The sequence below is a fragment of the Aeromonas sp. INTO2 genome, from assembly GCF_049860605.1.
GTDB lineage: Bacteria > Pseudomonadota > Gammaproteobacteria > Enterobacterales > Aeromonadaceae > Aeromonas > Aeromonas caviae.
Genome location: NZ_CP187588.1, coordinates 1033492 through 1050750 on the forward strand (window position 1 = coordinate 1033492; position 17259 = coordinate 1050750).

The window sequence follows — 17259 nt, forward strand, 5'->3', positions numbered from 1 at the left end:
TGCCGGGCTCCTTGAGACTGAATCGCACAGGGGAGAGAAAGGGCCAGACAAGCTCCTCCCCCTTTTGAAGGGGGAGGCTGGGAGGGGGTGAGTAGTTGTTATGCTGACAAGGGTCATAGTCGGAGGAATACTGTCATGAACGAGAAGCCAGTTCGTGTTTTCAACCGCGAGGCCACGCTGGATAAACGGCGTGAACAACGAAACAATCCAACAGAGCCTGAACGGCGATTGTGGCAGGCGCTTCGGGCTGGGCAACTCGGAGTCAAGTTTCGCCGTCAGCAAGGTATAGGCCCATACATTGCGGATTTTTACTGCCCCGGGCGGTTGTTGGTCATTGAGGTTGATGGCAACAGCCATTTCGACATGCGGGGTCTGCGTCATGACAAGCGACGGGATGCCTACATGGCGGCCCTGTCGCTGACGGTACTGAGATTTAGCAACAGGGAGGTGATGGAAAATCTACCCGGGGTGGTTGTCTCTATTCGGGCATGGCTTGATCGCGTCTGACCCCACCCCAGCCCTCCCCTTGCCAGGGGAGGGGGCCAGAGTGCCCTCTGTACGGGCTGGAAAGCGTCATACACTTCCCTTTTTTGAAGGGGAGGTGGTTGCAGACGGGGATGTGCATCAGGATGGTTGCCCTGTCGGGACGGGCTTGTTAGCCTTTCGCGCACAAAGACAGGAGAAACCAATGAGCAAGGTACTGGATGAGCTGCTGGCGTTGCTGGCGCTCGAAAAGATCGAGGAGGGCCTGTTTCGGGGCCAGAGCCAGGATCTCGGGTTGCGATCCGTGTTTGGCGGACAGGTGATGGGGCAGGCCTTGTCAGCCGCCAAGCAGACGGTGGCAAGCGACCGCCAGGTCCACAGTTTCCACTCCTACTTCCTGCGCCCCGGGGATGCCAACAAGCCCATCGTCTACGACGTGGAGAACATCCGCGACGGCCAGACCGTCTCCACCCGCCGGGTCAAGGCCATCCAGAATGGCAAGCCCATCTTCTACCTCAACGCCTCCTTCCAGGTGGAAGCCGAGGGCTTCGAGCACCAGGCGAAGATGCCGGCCAGCATCACGCCCCCGGAGCAGCTCAAGAGCGAGCTGGAGCTGGTGCGTCCCTACGAGCAGATGATCCCGGCGGCCCTGCGGGACAAGATCCTGTGCGAGAAGCCCATCGAAATTCGCCCCGTGACCCTGGTGGACCCCATTCGCCCGGATGTCCACGAGCCCCTTCGCTACACCTGGTTCAAGGCCAATGGCCCGGTGCCGGACGATCAGCGGGTCCACAACTACCTGCTGGCCTATGCCTCCGACTTCCACTTCCTGTTCGCCGCCCTGCAGCCCCACGGGGTCTCCTACTGGGAGCCGGACATGCAGGTGGCCACCATCGATCACTCCATGTGGTTCCACCGGGAGTTCCGGCTGGACGACTGGCTGCTCTACGTGGTGGACAGCCCGAGCGCCAGCGGCGGTCGGGGTCTGGTGCGCGGCCAGTTCTTCACCCGGGATGGGGTATTGGTGGCGAGCACCATGCAGGAAGGGGTGATCCGTCGCCGGGGCTGAGACGCCCCCTTGCGCCAACGAAAAACGGGAGCCGATGGCTCCCGTTTTTTATTGTCTGCGCTATCAGGCTGCGTCCTGCTCGGTGCTGAGTGCTGGCTCGCCACTTTGGGCGAAACGATCGGCCCACAGGGCGATGACGCCGTCACCGGTGACGTTGCAGGCGGTGCCGAAGCTGTCCTGGGCCAGGTAGAGGGCGATCATCAGGGCGATGGAGGCCTCACCGAAGCCGAGCATGGAAGTGAGCAGGCCGAGCGCGGACATGACACCGCCACCCGGTGCGCCCGGCGCGGCAATCATGATGACGCCCAGCATCATGATGAAGGGCACCATGGTGCCGTAGCCCGGAATGGCCAGGTGCTCGGAGAGGAACATCACCGCCGTGGCGCAGGTCACCAGGGTGATGGTGGAGCCGCACAGGTGGATGGTGGCGCACAGGGGCACGGTGAAGTTGGCGATGCCGTCGCTCACGCCGTTGCGCTTGCTGGCTTGCAGGGCCACCGGAATGGTGGCGGCGCTGGACATGGTGCCAAGGGCGGTGAAGTAGGCGGGCAGCATGTTCTTGATGAGCATGACGGGGGAGCGCCCCTGGGCGAGGCCGGTGCCGACGAACAGGACGCAGAGCCAGATCCAGTGCATGACGATGGCCATCACCAGCACTACCCCGAAGGTCTTGAGGGTGGCGAAGACGGTGCCTTCCACCGTCATCTCGACGAAGACGCCGGCGATGTAGAAGGGCAGCAGGGGAATGATCACGCGTGCCAGCAGGCGGTCGATGATGTCACGGCCCTGATCGGCGACCCGGCGCAGGTCGGTGGCCTGGGTGGCGCTGATGCCGATGCCGAACACGAAGGCGGCGGCCAGGGCCGACATCACCCCGAACAGGGGCGGGATCTCGAGGTTGATATAGGAAGCGAGCTTGGTGGCTGCCTCGGCGGTGGGCTCGGCGGCCGTGGTCAGGTGCGGGATCAGGTGGCTCGCCACGGTGAAGGCGAACAGGCCCGCCAGTATGGTGGAGCAGTAGGAGAGCCCCACCGTCTTGCCCAGCAGCTTGCCGGAGTTCTTCGGCAGGCTGGCGATGCCGCTCATGATGAAGAAGAGGATGATGAGCGGGATGGTGAAGGTGATGAGCTGGCCGATCACCGTCTTGGCGGTGAACAGCACGCGGGCGACCCATTCGGGGGCATAGAGACCGAGCAGCAGGCCGGCGAGGATACCGGCAACCAGATTGAGAACGAGTTTCATGGGGGAATCCAGGTGTTGGTGTCTGATTTGTTATTTAATTTTGATTTTAATGCCGCTTTTTAACACAAACACCGCATCTTGTCTGCTTTATGGTGGTTAACTCAGGGTTAAATATTGTTAATGGGCTGAATGCCGTGAGGTGTCACTGCCCTCGGGGGGGTCGCGGATCAGCGCCGCACCAGCAAGGCGTGCAGCCAGGGGCCGTTCACCTCATCTTCCCCCACCCAGCCATGGTGCAGGGTGAAGGGGAGGGGAGCGATCAGGCGTCGCAGCCCCGCCTCGTCGAGCCGGGTCTGCAGGGGATATTCCCCCGACCGTGGCAGCGGTTCGCCTTTCCCGTGGGGGAAGGAGGCGTAGAGGGGGCCCCCGGCCTTGAGCAGGGTGGCCAGATGACCGAGCGCCGGGACTATCTCGTGTTCGGGCTGACAGGGGAGGGAGCCGCTGGCCCAGATGCCGTCATAGGGAACGACGCTTTGCATCTGCTCAAAGCGGCAGACTCGCACCGGCTGGCCGCACAGGCGCGAGGCGGCGGCGGCCTGCGCCCGGCTCGCATCGAAGGCGGTCACGGTGAGGCCTTGCTGGCGAAAGAGGCGCAGATCCTCTCCTGCCCCGCAACCGGCCTCCAGCAGATGACGGCCGCTGCCCAGCAGGGCCAGGAAGAGGGCATGGGCGCCTGCCACGAGGGCGGGGCGAGGGGCGGCGTCGTGCGCCGGCGCGGGGGCGTGTGGCAAGGGTGTCGGGCTCATCGTGGTGGGGGGCGTTACTCTAGCAGGTTTGCCCCCGGCTGTTGAGCATGGGCGGGGGCGGCGCGTCTTGCAGACTCAGGGGTGGCGGCGAAGGGTGGGGCTCGCGATGAGGGTGAACAGGGTATCGAGGAGAAAGTCCGACTCCTCAATCAGATCGATGCGATCCGGGAAGTGCAGCCAGTTGATGATGTAGCCGTCCAGGGTGCAGTGGAGCAGGGTGGCGGCGCGGCGCAGATCCAGCCCCTCGGGCAGTTGGCCGCGACGCACGGCATTGGCCAGGGTGATCTCCAGATCCCGGAAGAAATTCATGGATTGCAGGTGCATGTGCTCGCGCATGACGGCGGCCTCTCCCTCCATGGATTCCAGATTGAACATGATGGTGAACATCTGCTGGTGGGCGGGCTCGGTGCTGATCTTGAGCATCACCTCTTTGAGAAAGCTGCGCAGCTTGCCCAGGGGATCCGGCTCCGCCTCGTCGACGCAGGCATCGAGCTGGTGGGAGAGGGGGGCACACAGCTCCTCCCACAGGGTGACGAACAGCTCTTCTTTATTCTTGAAGTGCCAGTAGATGGCGCCCCGGGTGAGGTCCGTCGCCTTGGCGATATCGGTCAGGCTGGTGCGTGCCAGCCCCTGTTGGCAGAAGAGATCCAGGGCCGTGCTCATGATGTTGCAGCGGGTTTGCTGCGCCTCTTCTTTGGTGCGTCTGGCCATTGACTCCGGTCCTGTTTAAAAGTGAAAAAAGTTTCTTACATACATTCATGAATGTATGTATATTGCCTCATCTTCGCCGTTTTACCAACAGGGGCCTTATAAACCCTGTGGTTTTGTCACTTCTTTTTGATTGAAACTGAGGTTCAGAGACTTGATGCATAAACATATTCTCGCACGTTCGGTCGGCCTTGCCTTGCTGGCAAGCAGCCTGCTGGCTGGCTGTGGTGACAAGGACGGGGCCCAGCAGGCCATGGGGGAGATGCCTCCCGCCGCCGTGGACGTGGTCACCCTCCATACGGCCCCCCTGCAACTGTTGTCCGAGCTCACCGGCCGCACCGCCCCCCTGCGGGTGGCCGAGGTGCGTCCCCAGGTGAACGGCATCATCCTCAAGCGCCTGTTCACCGAGGGGAGCGACGTCAAGGCCGGTCAGCTGCTCTATCAGATTGATCCCGCCGTCTATCAGGCCGAAGTGGCTTCCGCCAAGGCCAACCTCGCCAAGGCCGAGGCCAACGAGCGCAGCGCCCGCCTCAAGGCCCAGCGCTACGCCGAGCTGGTGAAGGTGAAAGCCATCAGCAGCCAGGAGTATGACGACGCCGACGCGGCCTGGAAACAGCAGCTGGCCGAGATCGGGGCCGCCAAGGCCGCATTGCAGACCGCCAACATCAACCTGGCCTACACCCGCATCACGGCCCCCATCAGCGGCCGCATCGGCAAGTCGGCGGTGACCGAGGGTGCCCTGGTCACCGCCCAGCAGGCGGACAGCCTCACCTCCATCTCCCAGCTCGATCCCATGTACGTGGACGTGCGCCAGTCCACCGCCGACCTGCTGCGCCTCAAGCGCCTGGTGGCCGAGGGCAAGCTGACCCAGGGGGAGAAGGACGGGGCCGGTGTCAGCTTCCAGCTGGAAGATGGCAGCCAGTATGGCGAGAAAGGAGCCCTCCAGTTCTCCGACGTGACCGTGGACGAGGCGACCGGCATGGTGACCCTGCGGGTGATCGTGCCCAACCCGGATCAACTGCTGCTGCCCGGCATGTTCATGCGCGCCACCTTGCAGGAGGGCGAGCGCCCGCAAGGCCTGCTGGTGCCCCAGACTGCCGTGACCCGTACCCCCAAGGGCGGTGCCACCGTCATGGTGGTGACGGCGGACAACAAGGTGGAACTGCGTGAAGTGCAGGTCGGCCGCATGTCCGGCGACAGCTGGGTGGTGGAGTCCGGTCTCAAGGCTGGCGAGAAGGTGATCGTCGCCGGTCTGCAGAAAGTCAAACCCGGGGTCGTGGTGGCGCCCACTGAACGTGCCGGTAACAGCGCACAACAGACCCCGGCAACCAAGCAGTAGGATGGAGTAGTCGCCTCATGGCACGTTTTTTCATAGATAGACCCATTTTCGCCTGGGTGATCGCCTTGGTGATCATGCTGGCCGGGGCCATGGCCATCATCGGCCTGCCGGTGGCCCAGTACCCGACCATCGCCCCGCCGGCGGTTGGCATCTCCGCCAGCTACCCGGGGGCCTCCGCCAAGACGGTGGAAGACTCGGTGACCCAGATCATCGAGCAGAACATGACCGGGCTGGATCACCTGCTCTACATGTCGGCGCAATCCGACTCGTCAGGGAACGTCAGCGTGACCCTCACCTTCAAGCCGGGCACGGATCCCGACATCGCCCAGGTGCAGGTGCAAAACAAGCTGCAACAGGCCATGTCGCTCCTGCCCCAAGAGGTGCAGCAACAGGGCGTGCGGGTCCAGAAGACCTCCAGCAGCTTCCTGATGGTGGCCGCCTTCATCTCCACCGATGGCGCCATGACCAACGATGACCTGGCGGACTATGTGGTAGCCAACATCAAGGAGCCCCTGAGCCGTCTGGATGGGGTCGGTGACATCACCTTGTTCGGCAGCCAGTACTCCATGCGCGTCTGGCTCGATCCCCACAAGCTCAACCGGGTGCAGATGACCCCGGCCGACATTCAGGCCGCCATCAAGGCCCAGAACGCCCAGGTTGCCTTCGGCAAGCTGGGGGGGACCCCTGCGGTGAGCGATCAGCAATTTACCGCCACCATCATGGGCCAGACCCGGCTCTCCACCGTGGAGGAGTTCAACAACATCCTGCTGCGGGTGAACCAGGACGGATCCAAGGTCCAGCTCAAGGACGTGGCCCGGGTCGAACTTGCCGGTGAAAACTACGACGCGACCGCGCTCTACAACGGCCAGGCCACCGCCGCCGTCGCCATCAAGCTGGCGACCGGTGCCAACGCCCTGGACACCGCCGAGCACGTGCGGACCAAGCTGGGTGAACTCTCCGAGTACTTCCCGGCCAACATGGAGATCGTCTATCCCTACGACACCACGCCGTTCGTGAAGATCTCCATCGAGGAGGTGGTGCAGACCCTGATCGAGGCGATCTTCCTGGTCTTCTGCGTCATGTATCTGTTCTTGCAGAACTTCCGGGCAACCCTGATTCCGACCATCGCGGTGCCCGTGGTCCTGCTCGGCACCTTCGGGGTGATGGCGGCCTTCGGCTTCTCCATCAACACCCTGACCATGTTCGGTCTGGTGCTCGCCATTGGCCTCTTGGTGGATGACGCCATCGTGGTGGTGGAGAACGTGGAGCGTCTGATGAGCGAGGAGGATCTCTCCCCCCTCGAGGCGACCCGCAAGTCCATGACCCAGATCACCGGCGCCCTGGTGGGCATCGCTCTGGTGCTGTCGGCGGTGTTCGTGCCCATGGCTTTCTTCGGTGGCTCTACCGGTGCCATCTATCGCCAGTTCTCCCTCACCATCGTCTCGGCCATGGTGCTCTCGGTGCTGGTGGCCCTGATCCTGACCCCGGCCCTGTGCGCCACCCTGCTCAAACCCATGAAGCACGGTGAATTCGGCGCCCAGCGCGGTTTCTTCGGCTGGTTCAACCGCTTCTTCGACACCAACGCCAACCGTTACCAGAACGGCGTGCGCAAGGTGATCAAGCAGGGCACCCGCTACGGCATCATCTATCTGGCCATGCTGGCGGTGCTGGCGGTGCTCTTCATGCGCATGCCCACCTCCTTCCTGCCGGAAGAGGATCAGGGGGTCATCATGTCCATGGTGCAGCTCCCGGTGGGGGCGACCAAGGAGCGGACCGAGGTGGTGCTCGGGGAGATGCGCGACTACTTCCTCGAGAACGAGAAGGAGAACGTGGACTCCGTGCTGACGGTGGCGGGCTTCAGCTTCGCCGGTAGCGGTCAGAACAGCGGCATGGCCTTCATCAAGCTCAAGGACTGGAGCGAGCGCAAGGGAGAAGATCGCAGCGCCAATGCCATCATCGGCCGCGCCATGGGGTTCCTGTTCAGCATCAAGGAAGCCCAGGTCTTCGCCTTCAACCTGCCCCCCATTCCGGAACTCGGCACGGCCACCGGCTTCGACTTCTTCCTGCAAGACCGCGGCGGTCTGGGTCACGAGAAGCTGATGCAGGCGCGCAACCAGTTGCTCGGCATGGCGGCGCAGGATCCCAACCTGGTGCGGGTACGCCCGAACGGGATGGAAGACACGCCCCAGCTCGACATCAAGATCGATTACGAGAAGGCGCTGGCCCAGGGGCTCTCCATCACCGACATCAACAACACCCTGTCGGCTGCCTGGGGCTCCTCCTATGTGAACGACTTCGTCGACAGAGGCCGGGTCAAGAAGGTCTATCTGCAGGCAGATGCCCCTTTCCGGATGAACCCGGAAGATCTGAAGCTGTGGTACGTGCGCAATAGCGCGGGCCAGATGGTGCCCTTCTCCGCCTTTGCCAGCACGGAGTGGAGCTTCGGCTCGCCCCGTCTTGAGCGCTACAACGGTGTCTCCGCCATGGAGATCGTCGGTGAGGCGGCCCCGGGCAAGAGTACGGGTGATGCCATGGCGGCCATCGAGGAGATGGTGAAACAGTTGCCGGAAGGGATCGGCATCGAGTGGACCGGCCTCTCCTTCCAGGAGCGTCAGGCAGGCTCCCAGGCGCCGGCCCTGTACGCCATCTCGCTCCTGGTGGTCTTCCTCTGTCTGGCGGCCCTCTACGAGAGCTGGAGCATTCCGTTCTCGGTCATGCTGGTGGTGCCGCTCGGGGTGCTGGGGGCCATTTTGGCCGCGACCCTGCGCGGGCTTGAGAATGACGTCTACTTCCAGGTAGGCCTGCTCACCACGATCGGGCTGTCGGCCAAGAACGCCATCCTCATCGTCGAGTTCGCCAAGGAGCTGCACGACAAGGGGATGAGGCTCGGGGATGCGGTGGTGGAGGCCTCGCGTCAGCGCCTGCGCCCCATCCTGATGACCTCGCTCGCCTTCATCCTGGGGGTACTGCCCCTGGTGATCAGCACCGGGGCGGGCGCCAGCAGCCGAAACGCCATCGGGACCGGCGTTATGGGGGGGATGATCAGTGCCACCGTGCTCGCCATCTTCTTCGTGCCGCTGTTCTTTGTGCTGGTGATGCGCTATTTCACCGAACGCAAGCATGCCGGGGAAGAGAGTGTCCACACCAAGGAGATCAACCATGACTAAGACCCTGATCGCCCTGGGCGTGACCCTGATGATGGGGGGCTGCTCCATGGCCCCCGACTACCAGCGCCCCGAGCTGCCCCAAGGCGCCTCCTGGCAAGCTGACCTGGCCGCCAAGGGGGAACTTGCCCCCTGGCGCCAGCAGTTCCAGGACCCGGCCCTTCAGACGCTGATCGGCACCGCTCTTGAGAGCAACCGGGATCTGCGCCTGGCAGCCCTCAACGTCGAGGCCTACGAGGCGAAATACCGTATCCAGCGGGCGGCCCAGTTGCCGACCCTGGCCGCCAGTGGCAGCGGTACCCGCCAGCAGGGATCCGATGATCTCAGTAGTACGGGGCAGGGCACCATCAGCAGCCAGTACGGCGCCAACATCGGCATCACCGCCTATGAGCTGGATCTGTTTGGCCGGATCCAGAGCCTGAAAGATCAGGCCCTTGAGACCTATCTGGCGCAAATCGACACCCAGCGCAGCACCCAGATTGCGCTGGTGGCCTCGGTGGCCAATGCCTACTTCACCCTGCTGGCGGATCAGGAGTTGCTGGCCCTGAGCCAGGCGACCCTCGCCACCGAGCAGGAGAGCTATGCCCTGACCGAGCACAAATACCGCCTGGGCGCCGCCTCCGAGATGGAGCTGGCCCAGGGGCGCACGGCACTGGAAAACGCCAAGGTCAGCCAGGCGCAATACCAGCGTCTGGTGAAGCAGGACAGAAATGGTCTGGCCCTGCTGCTTGGCACCGATATTCCGGTGCTGGCGGCACAACCGGCCACCCTGGCCGAGGTGAAACTGGCGCCGATCCCGGTGGGGGCTCCCTCCAGCCTGTTGCAGCAACGCCCGGACATCCTGGCGGCGGAGCACAACCTGAAGGCGGCCAACGCCAATATCGGAGCGGCCCGCGCAGCCTTCTTCCCGACCATCTCGCTCACCGCGACGGCGGGCACCGCCAGCAACCAGTTGAGCGGTCTGTTTGACGGCGGCACCGGCACCTGGACCTTCATGCCCCAGATCAATCTGCCCATCTTCGATGGCGGCAAGCGCGTTGCGGATCTGGACGTGGCCGAGGTGGGGACCAGGCAGGCGGTGGCCAGCTACGAGAAGAGCATCCAGACCGCCTTCAAGGAGGTCGCGGACACCCTCGGTGCCCAGGCGGACTACGCGCAGCAACTGCAGGCGCAACAGGCGCTGGTGGATGCCAATCAGACCTACTTCAGGCTGGCGGAGGTGCGTTACGAGCAAGGGGTGGACAGCTACCTGACCCGCCTCGATGCCCAGCGCTCCCTGTTCAGCGCCAAGCAGGGGCTCATCAGCACCCGGCTCGCCCAGCTGAGTAACCAGGTCGCCCTCTACAAGGCCGTCGGTGGCGGCTGGCAGGCGCCGAAGGACGCAGAGCCGGCATCAGACAAACAGGGTTGACCCCTCGGGGTTGACGTAAAAAGCATCAGGGGCGAACCATTAGGTTCGCCCCGTTTTTTATCTGTCATGTCGAGAAGCCAAATTGAGGCAGGTGACAACGGCGCTCCCTGTCCGGGGCAGGGAGCGGGCAGAAGGAGCCCCACGTTCATGGGCGCCGCCCTCGGCAACCATCATGACCCGCCTGGAGGTGACCACCTCATCGCCGTCATCCGTTGCGACGGACCCAGGCGATGCCATTTATCGCATAAGCTGTGCCGTAATTATTCTTTCAAAGAATAAATGGTCGACTCTTATAGTCAGTCACTCGCCCCTCATTCCAAGGATGTGAAATGAAACGACTCGTGCCCGCCACCCTGCTTGTTGCAGGACTGGCTCTCGCCCCGCTGGCCCAGGCGGCCACCCTGCTCAACGCCTCCTATGACGTGATGCGCGATTTTTACAAGGAGTACAACGGAGCCTTCCTGAAGCACTGGCAGGCAGAAGGCGGGGAGCCACTGCAGATCAACATGTCCCACGGCGGATCGAGCAAGCAGGCGCGCGCCGTCATCGACGGCCTGCCCGCCGATGTCATCACCATGAACATGGCCACCGACATCAACGCCCTCGCCGAGCATGGGGGCCTGGTGCCCAAGGGGTGGGCGGATCGCCTGCCGGATCACAGCGCCCCCTTCACCTCGGCCACCGTGTTCATCGTGCGAAAGGGCAACCCCAAGGGGTTGAAGGATTGGCCTGATCTGCTCAAGGAGGGGGTACAGGTCATCGTGCCCAACCCCAAGACCTCGGGGAACGGCCGCTACACCTACCTGTCTGCCTGGGGGTATGTGCTGGAGCAGGGGGGCGATGAAGATGCGGCCAGGGCATTTGTCGGGAAGCTGTTCAAGCAGGTTCCCGTGCTCGACACCGGCGGCCGCGCCGCCACCACCACCTTCATCCAGAACCGGATAGGCGACGTGCTGGTCACCTTCGAGAACGAAGCCGAGATGATTGCCCGGGAGTTCGGTCGTGGCAGCTTCGAGGTGGTCTATCCGAGCGTCACTGCCGTGGCCGAACTGCCGGTGTCAGTGGTGGACAAGGTGGTCGACAAGCAGGGTACCCGCAAGGAGGCCGAAGCCTATCTGGCCTATCTCTGGTCCGACGAAGGCCAACGCATTGCTGCCAGCAACTATCTACGCCCGCGCAACCCGGCGATCCTCGCCGAGTTTGCAGACCGTTTCCCGAACGCCACCTTCCTCGACGTGGTGAAGACCTTCGGCGAGTGGCCTGTGATCCAGCGCACTCACTTCAAGGAGGGCGGGGTGTTCGACCAGATCTATGCCCAGCGCTGAGGGGCCCCGGGATAACGATGCTCACCCAGGTGCAGCCGGGGCGTGGCTGCCTGGCTGCCCTCTCTGATGGTGGGGCCAGGTTGGTGCGTCAGGCTCTGAAAGATGAACAGGACCGTCGCGGATGGTGGTGTCCTGGAAGGGGAGGGTGTTCTGGCGCAGTTACACCGGCGTCTTGGCCCGAGACCCGGGACAAAAGGCACGAAGGGTTGGCCTCGCACTGAGGCCAACCCTTCGTCTGTCTGGTGCCGGTAATAGGAGTCGAACCTACGACCTTCGCATTACGAAGTCAATAAACTCACGTTTAATCCTGTCTTGATAAATCCAATAAACAAATTCATTTACATTAAATTCAATAACTTAAGCACATGTCAAATTCACTCTTGTCCAACGACATACAACCCTATACGATGCCAAATGTGGTACCCCATGTGGTACCCCAATACGAGGTTTTAGGATGATTTCTCAAGATCGACAAGTCGCGGCAGCAGAGCTTAAAGAAGGTGCAACCGCAACCCGATTTGCTATCAGCTCTAAACATGGTAACGGGTTATCACTCGAGGTTCGGGCCGGTAAGCAAAAACGCTTCGTGTATAGATTTAGGCTACTTGGCAAGCAACAAACCATGGTACTTGGACTATACCCTGCGATGGGACTTGCTCAAGCTCGTGAGCGACATTGTGTTGCGGTGGGGCAAGTCAAACAGGGCATCGATCCCCGTCAGGTTGTTGCAGAAGCTAAACAAAAGAACGAACAGATGCTCGTGCTTGATGAACTGTTTGAGCAATGGCTTAGCCACAAAGCCAGCGTAAAACGCCGTGATGGCGTTCGATCAGAGATTAGCCTTCGAACCGTCACTGATTATCGTCGAATCTACCAAACACACTTGCAAAAGGTCCTTGGTAAATATCGAGTTTGCGATATCACCATGGCCGTCCTCCACCAACACTATCAGAAGCTACAGAAGGTCTCTCTTGAAGGACTTCGTAAAGCAATGGGGATAATGAACCAGGTGATGGAGGAGGCTATGCGACGACAGCTTATCGAGATTAGTCCCACGTTGGCACTCAAACCCAAAGTTTACAATGCGACCCCCAATCCACCTCGAGAGCGTTGGCTACCAATCTCTGAATTACGAGCCTTGTGGCATGCATTAGAAGAGGGCGTTGAAGGTGGCGGAGCGTTAACAGCTGGTGGCCGTGGCATTGCTACGACTTCTGTTCTTTCTGGAAGTGTCGCCAATGCAATTAAAATCGTCATATTGAGCGCGGTTCGTCGAGGTGAAGTGATATCGATGCAGTGGGCACACTTGGATGGTGATCGCTGGACGATTCCGGAAACCAAAAATGGGCGCCCGCATGTGGTGACCTTGTCGCCTTTGGCTCAGGAAATCATTTCAGAGCAGCGAATGATAACCTCCTCTACCAGTCCATATGTGTTCGAATCGACGACGAAGCTGGGTCATGCCATCACCGGTGACGCACTTATGCGCGCCCTTGACCGGCTACAGAAGCGTAAGCTGGCTGAACTTGAGCCTTTTAGCGTACACGACCTGCGGCGCAGTGTTGCAAACTGCTGTGGAATTGAACTTGGTGCAGGACCTCTAGAGATAGAGCATATGCTGAACCACCAGATCAGTGACAAACTCCTGCGAACTTATCAGGCGGGTGCTTTACGTAACCCTGAAAAACTGAGGAGTTTATTTCTTCGGTGGGGGGATATTGTGAAACATCAAATAGCCCAATATGAAGTAGAAAAATCATCTGATGTTATGGGGAACGTAATCCAAGGGACATTCGGTAAACGCTGAGTTTTCAGCTCAATCAGACCTAAGAAGGAAGCGGCCGATTGCCGCTTCCTTCTATGAGCCTGTTTAGCCTGATATGCTACGCAGCCACCTGATGGGCATATAGCTGATGCGGCGCCTTCCCTAGCCATTAGCCTTGCCTGTCAGGTGGTCTGTTGCTGGTGATAACTAGATCTGTACAATCATACCAATTGTTAGGATTGGTTAAAAACACCTCGACATACCCACCGGGAGCAAACCCTAAATAACTGATCCCAATAGTGCTACACCTTCGCTGTGCCATAGCCATTCCCCGGGAAAGGAGACACGGTATCCATGAAGTGTTTCACTCGGGCCAGCAGGTTTGCCATCCCTCTGCATTGATGATTGCGCGTGATGGTTTCATGTAACTTGTGCCATAGCCGTTCTATGTGATTAACCCAAGGGCTGTAAACTGGCTGGAACACCAGGCAGAACTTGGGATTCTTCTTCAACCATCGCTCGGTCTGTTTGCTTTTGTGAATGATGTAGTTATCGAGGATCAACGTGATGGTTTTGGCTCGTCGGTAGTGGTGGCGCAGCTTTTCCAGCATGGCAATAAACAGCGATGAGTTTTTCTTGATCCCGCTGGCGTAAAGTACCCTTCCGTTGCCTGCGTGGAGAACGCCTGCCAGATAATGCTTGGCATTCTGCCCCGGTGTGACAACCCGCTTTTGCTGCGCTCTGAACATCCAGTCGGCTCCTAATTTGGGATTGAGGTCTATATCGACTTCATCCTCATAAAACACCGGATTATCGGCATCACAGCGGGCCAGCGCGGCGTCGATATTCGCCATTTTTTCCTGATAGGCTGGGTCTTTTATCCGCAAGGTCGGCACGGGCCTGCGCCAGACAATGCCCATACGAGGTAACCATCGGCGGAGCGTGGAGGCTGCCACATTGAGCCCTGTTAACCGATTGATTTTTATAGCCAATAGTTCAGTACACCAACGGCTGCGCTGATAACCAAAATCTTGCGGAGAAAACTGCATGAGCAGCACCAGTAAGGTGACAATCTTGGCGATAGGTAAGACTGGGGCACGGCCAGCCGGTAAGGCTTCTAGCGCATCTATGCCTTCATCTCGATACCACCGAAGCCAACGACCGATGGTCGAGCGCGCAGCGCCGGTAAGGTGATGAACATCGGTGATCGTGCGTCCTTCATGTAACAGCAAGATGGCCATCAAGCGACGAGCATGCCCTTTATCACGGGTGGCATGGATGATTTTGTGAATGCGGCGCCGTTGTGGTCGTGGCAGGGGTGGTAGGATAGGCATCAACTCAGTCCTTTGGGTGTGGCTTGTTTTGTTTGGCGACTAATGAGATCGCACAAACTGGACTGAGTTCCCTTCCTCCAGTGATCTACTATTCGGAACAGCTATTTAGCTTCCCCAACCCCAAGTGCCGGTTACACTTGGGGCTTGCTGACCGGCAGGCCAAGGGTGTTCAGTTTGTTCATCGAACTCACATAAACCATCATCACTGCGAGTTGTTTTACTTGGTTTGAGCATTGATACCAGGGTAAGCAGGGATAAAATATTTTACGTACTGGCGATATTTGGCAGCATAGTGGCTTTTTATACACTGCGCGCCCCATGGCCCAAAGTCATCTAAATACTCATATCGGGGCTGGCGGTGCCGATACCCTCTGTGGGTGAGGCTGTGGTGCCGATCCGGATCGTCAACGAGGTAGGAGTGTCATGTTCAATCACAAACTCAAGGCGCAGCTGCAGGCCTGTCAGACCCGGCTCGATGAAGAGCAGGGTTTCGCCCAGGGGATCAAGGGCGGTGCCGCGACCATCACCTTCAGCCCGGAGGGGATCATCCTGGAGGCGAGTCCCCTCTTCCTGAGCCTGATGGGGTATGAGGCGGGTGAGCTGACGGGTCAGCCCCACAGCCGGCTCTGCCCCGAAGGCTGGACCGGCTCCACCGACTATCAGCAGTTCTGGCGCCGCCTCGCCCAGGGGGAGGCGCAGTCCGGCACCTTCGAGCGGGTCAACCGACAGGGGGAGACGCGCTGGCTGGAGGCGAGCTATTTCCCGGTGAAGAACCAGGGCAGGGTGACCCGGGTGGTGAAGCTGGCCAGCGACGTGACGGCCCGCCATCAGCGGCTGCAACACCTGGAGGCGCTCTCCCAGGCGCTGGACCGCTCCCGGGCCATGATAGAGTTTACCCCGAGCGGCGAGATCATCGGCGCCAACGCCAACTTCCTCGACGCCATGGGCTATCGCCTGAACGAGATCGTGGGCAAGCATCACAGGATCTTCTGCGATGAGGCCTTCCTGCGCGAGCAGCCCAGATTCTGGGAGGAGCTGGCCCGCGGCCAGTTCAAGTCCGGCCTCTTCATGCGCCACAACAGCCGGGGGGAGTCGGTCTGGCTGGAGGCCACCTACAACCCCATTCGGGATCAAAGCGGCAAGGTGGTGAAGGTCGTCAAGTTCGCCAGCGACATCACGGCCCGCATTGAGCAGAACCACGCCACCCGGGAAGCGGCCCACCTCGCCCACAGCACGGCGCAGGAGACCTTGAGCAGCGCCGAGGCCGGTGCCGAGCTGCTGCGCGCCGTGGTCGATACCTCTTCTCTGATCGCCGCCCAGGTGGATCAGGCCATCGCCCTCATAGCTCAGCTCAACGAGCAGTCCAGGAGCATCGAGGCCATCGTCTCGACCATCAGTGCCATTGCCGATCAGACCAACCTGCTGGCCCTCAACGCGGCCATCGAGGCGGCACGGGCGGGGGAGCAGGGACGGGGCTTTGCGGTGGTGGCCGACGAAGTGCGCCAACTGGCGGCCCGCACCTCCCTCTCCACCGGCGAGATAGCCAAGGTGGTGCAGAAGAACCGCGAGCTGACCGCCAGGGTGACCGACGACATGGCCGGGGTGGCGGGCAGCGCCGAACTCGGCAAGCAGCAAATCAGCGAGGTGGACAAGCTGATGAGCGACATCCACCGGGAGGCGAGCCGGGTCTCGCAGACGGTCTCGGCACTCTCCATCTGAGCAAGTGATGTAGTGGTCAACTTAATACAGACACTTGGTTAGGCCGAATCTCGGCTTTTGCTGGCGGCATCCCGTCATTGTATTGATGTGGACGCCGCCAGTTGTAGTAATCCATCCGGTAGTAACTGATATCTTGCTTCGTTTCCCGCAGGCTCACGTATCACGTTGTCGGGAGCCACTCAGTCTTCAGACTCCTGAACAACCGCTCCATCGGGGCGTATCCCAGCAGTTGCCACATCAACTCATTCTCTGGGTCATGCTATAGCGCCACAGCCGCTGCCGAAACGCACGGCTGCCATATTGGCTGCCCTGAGCGGAGTGAAACAGCACGCCTGATAGGCAACCTCGTTGCTGATAGGGCATATCGAGCGCTTTTATTGCCAGCTCTGCATCAGGTTTGTCAGACATCGCCCAGCCCATGGCTCGCCGGGTATGAAGGTCGAGTACCGCGACGATTCAGGCTCCATCAGTATGCACACGGTCTTAGGCGTCGTAGACCATTCTGCAGGGTCAACGAAGGGGGCGGTGATAGTCCCGGTATTGGCCCAGAACCTCACCGGAAAAGCTGAGCAGCCGGGCGCGGGGAGCATCCAGTACATGATGGACGGGATCAAATCGAAGAGAGTCGGCCAGCATGCGGCCCTCAGGCAGGGTCACTTCCGTGTTCCCCATCATCAGCATGCCGTCCTAATAATGCCCATGCTCGAAGCGCACGATGACGTCATTCACCATCAAGGTGCCCTGCTTGAGCTGCAGTGATGCTCGTTGCATCTCTCGCAACGCAAACAGACTGGACAATGACGGACGCCCGCTGGGCATCCGCTGTAAGTATTCGTGGGTGGTCAATTGATATTGCAACTGACCCTGACGATCGAAGACACGCTCCCGATAATCGGTGTAGCGCGTCAGCATGCCGGCAGCCTGTGCCACCGGCATCCACAACAGGAGCGCCCC

General features: G+C 60.7%; 14 protein-coding genes and 1 pseudogene. 8 read left to right on the forward strand and 7 right to left on the reverse strand.

The window, feature by feature from the left end; translation table 11 throughout:
- Positions 1–135: 135 nt before the first annotated feature.
- Complete coding sequence (locus ACPW74_RS04935; protein ID WP_104453168.1) at positions 136–507, forward strand: endonuclease domain-containing protein; 372 nt, start codon at positions 136–138, stop codon at positions 505–507.
- Between the two features lie 181 nt (positions 508–688).
- A complete protein-coding gene (gene tesB, locus ACPW74_RS04940; protein WP_043155558.1) occupies positions 689–1552 on the forward strand; it encodes an acyl-CoA thioesterase II in 864 nt (287 codons plus the stop codon).
- A gap of 63 nt (positions 1553–1615) precedes the next feature.
- Here the strand turns inward: tesB and ACPW74_RS04945 are convergent, their stop codons facing one another.
- From ACPW74_RS04945 to ACPW74_RS04955, 3 genes are all read right to left on the reverse strand, one after another.
- Positions 1616–2794: a dicarboxylate/amino acid:cation symporter gene (locus ACPW74_RS04945; RefSeq protein ID WP_104453167.1), complete on the reverse strand. Its 1179-nt coding sequence runs from the start codon at positions 2792–2794 to the stop codon at positions 1616–1618.
- A gap of 167 nt (positions 2795–2961) precedes the next feature.
- Positions 2962–3525: a class I SAM-dependent methyltransferase gene (locus ACPW74_RS04950; RefSeq protein WP_223929906.1), complete on the reverse strand. Its 564-nt coding sequence runs from the start codon at positions 3523–3525 to the stop codon at positions 2962–2964.
- A 90-nt stretch (positions 3526–3615) separates the two neighbouring features.
- Entirely contained in the window at positions 3616–4251 is a 636-nt protein-coding gene (locus tag ACPW74_RS04955; protein ID WP_010673709.1) for a TetR family transcriptional regulator, read from the reverse strand.
- A gap of 154 nt (positions 4252–4405) precedes the next feature.
- On the opposite strand from ACPW74_RS04955, the gene ACPW74_RS04960 reads away from it, so the two are divergent.
- The 5 genes from ACPW74_RS04960 (at position 4406) to ACPW74_RS04980 (ending at position 13294) form a co-directional block, all read left to right on the forward strand.
- Positions 4406–5587 carry an efflux RND transporter periplasmic adaptor subunit gene (locus ACPW74_RS04960; protein WP_104453166.1) on the forward strand — a complete coding sequence of 394 codons (1182 nt, stop codon included), beginning with the start codon at positions 4406–4408 and terminating at the stop codon, positions 5585–5587.
- Between the two features lie 17 nt (positions 5588–5604).
- The gene (locus ACPW74_RS04965) at positions 5605–8754 is read left to right on the forward strand and encodes an efflux RND transporter permease subunit (protein ID WP_104453165.1); all 3150 of its coding nucleotides are present in this window, start codon (positions 5605–5607) and stop codon (positions 8752–8754) included.
- Complete coding sequence (locus tag ACPW74_RS04970) at positions 8747–10162, forward strand: efflux transporter outer membrane subunit (protein ID WP_104453164.1); 1416 nt, start codon at positions 8747–8749, stop codon at positions 10160–10162. Before ACPW74_RS04965 ends, ACPW74_RS04970 begins: the two co-directional genes overlap by 8 nt.
- Positions 10163–10491: 329 nt before the next feature.
- Positions 10492–11487, forward strand: a complete 996-nt coding sequence (locus tag ACPW74_RS04975; RefSeq protein ID WP_104453163.1) for a sulfate ABC transporter substrate-binding protein — start codon at positions 10492–10494, stop codon at positions 11485–11487.
- A gap of 454 nt (positions 11488–11941) precedes the next feature.
- Positions 11942–13294, forward strand: coding sequence for a tyrosine-type recombinase/integrase (locus ACPW74_RS04980; RefSeq protein ID WP_029303620.1), 1353 nt, complete (start codon positions 11942–11944; stop codon positions 13292–13294).
- A 260-nt stretch (positions 13295–13554) separates the two neighbouring features.
- On the opposite strand, the gene ACPW74_RS04985 is transcribed toward ACPW74_RS04980, so the two are convergent.
- Positions 13555–14586: an IS630-like element ISAhy2 family transposase gene (locus ACPW74_RS04985; protein WP_425858617.1), complete on the reverse strand. Its 1032-nt coding sequence runs from the start codon at positions 14584–14586 to the stop codon at positions 13555–13557.
- A 423-nt stretch (positions 14587–15009) separates the two neighbouring features.
- On the opposite strand from ACPW74_RS04985, the gene ACPW74_RS04990 reads away from it, so the two are divergent.
- On the forward strand, positions 15010–16305 hold the full coding sequence (locus ACPW74_RS04990) for a methyl-accepting chemotaxis protein (protein WP_017781097.1): 1296 nt from the start codon (positions 15010–15012) through the stop codon (positions 16303–16305).
- 16 nt (positions 16306–16321) lie between these two features.
- Here the strand turns inward: ACPW74_RS04990 and ACPW74_RS04995 are convergent.
- From ACPW74_RS04995 to ACPW74_RS05005, 3 genes and pseudogenes are all read right to left on the reverse strand, one after another.
- Positions 16322–16761 (reverse strand): annotated as a pseudogene (locus ACPW74_RS04995) (DDE-type integrase/transposase/recombinase); the annotation flags it as partial.
- A 54-nt stretch (positions 16762–16815) separates the two neighbouring features.
- Positions 16816–16980, reverse strand: coding sequence for a hypothetical protein (locus ACPW74_RS05000; protein ID WP_157835327.1), 165 nt, complete (start codon positions 16978–16980; stop codon positions 16816–16818).
- 12 nt (positions 16981–16992) lie between these two features.
- Entirely contained in the window at positions 16993–17217 is a 225-nt protein-coding gene (locus ACPW74_RS05005) for a hypothetical protein (RefSeq protein ID WP_134695860.1), read from the reverse strand.
- Positions 17218–17259: the final 42 nt, after the last annotated feature.